We start from the raw sequence: 1,402 nt of genomic DNA, 5'->3' as shown, positions 1-1,402 counted from the left end.
GAATGAAATGAATGATTATTGTTGACGTTTTTGTTTGTTTAGTTTTCAAAGAACAATCTAGATGATAGAATAATAATATATCATCTTAACTCCGCTGTATGAACACTTTTTAACCAGCGTCATCAGCGACATTTATTATATTACAGAAAGTAATAAAAAAAGTCAACAATAAATTTTACTTTTTTGTAGACAATATGATTTTCTCAACTGAATTCATTTTATTAAGATCAAATCAAGTAAAATACAATCCTTAACTAGTGCAATAACTAGTGTCCTTTCAAGCAACTTTGTTTTTTTTAGCACTCATGTTTCTCCAGAGAAGCCATTGTATACCGAGAGCCTATTACTCCCATAAAGTTCTTTTCACCATTTTTCAAACAAAGTGGACAATTTCTCGTATGAAAATTAAAAAGATACGAAGACATTTTGGATTTCGTAATATCTTTTTTACAAACAACATAGCAAATTGTAGATTTTAAACTGATATAAAGAGGGTTTTATAGGAAAAAAATTGATTTTGTGCTTTAGGGAGAGCTGTTATCAAGTGTTAGCAATTAAGCTTCACCAAAACACTGCTCGACAATTATTGCAATGATTTTTACCAAGATTTCTTAATTTTGAATGGATTAGAGGGAATGTAATTAAACATTTGTTTGGTCGTATTTCCTAGGGAATTTTGTAAAAAACGATTGAACTCTGTAGGTGATTAGGTCCGTTATAGATCTTATCACGGTTTCGGTGATTGCTTGCCTATTTGGGATACGATCTGGTATATAAGGCGAACAGAACTTGATATCTATTCGCCTTTTATTTTATTCACAATCCCATGTTTTAGTTACTATTTAATTGACTATGAATTTGGGCAGCAGCCAAAAGGGCAACTTTATCTTTCATTATATCTCCGGGTTTATTTCCTTCTCCAAGAATATATCCAGCAAAATTTATCCCCATAAAGTCAAAAATATGCTTAAATTGTTGAATCATAGGGAGCCCCTTCATATATGGGGCATCTCCTCCAACAGCAATGACAAATGCTTTTTTTGACATCATTTTCGTCTTGAAATCGGGATATTTCGGGTCCCTTAAAGTTTGAGACCAGCGATCAATAAAGTTTTTCATGATTCCTGACATACTGTACCAATAAATTGGTGTTGCAAAGATTAAAGTGTCATGTGGAAGAATATGATCGATTACAGAATTATAATCATCCCCTCTGTCCTGAAATCCATCTTCTGAATGACGCATGTCTATAATCGGCTCGATCGTATAATCATTTAAATAAATTTTTTCTGCAGCTATTCCTTGTAGAACATGTTCTGTCAATGTCTCGGTATTTCCATTTGGAACGAGTACCTCCATAAATGACGGCTATTGTCATTTTTATATCCCCTTTCCTTAACGC

At 32.7% G+C, this 1,402-nt stretch carries 1 pseudogene; it reads right to left on the bottom strand.

The features are described from left to right. Nucleotides 1-831: 831 nt before the first annotated feature. Nucleotides 832-1,378: pseudogene (locus BFU02S_RS15795) on the bottom strand (flavodoxin family protein). Nucleotides 1,379-1,402 lie beyond the last annotated feature (24 nt).

The sequence above is a fragment of the Neobacillus fumarioli NBRC 102428 genome (assembly GCF_001591485.1).
Lineage (GTDB): Bacteria > Bacillota > Bacilli > Bacillales > Cytobacillaceae > Neobacillus > Neobacillus fumarioli.
The sequence above is the reverse complement of the archived record's forward strand: the minus strand, read 5'-3'. Positions and strand labels throughout refer to the sequence as shown.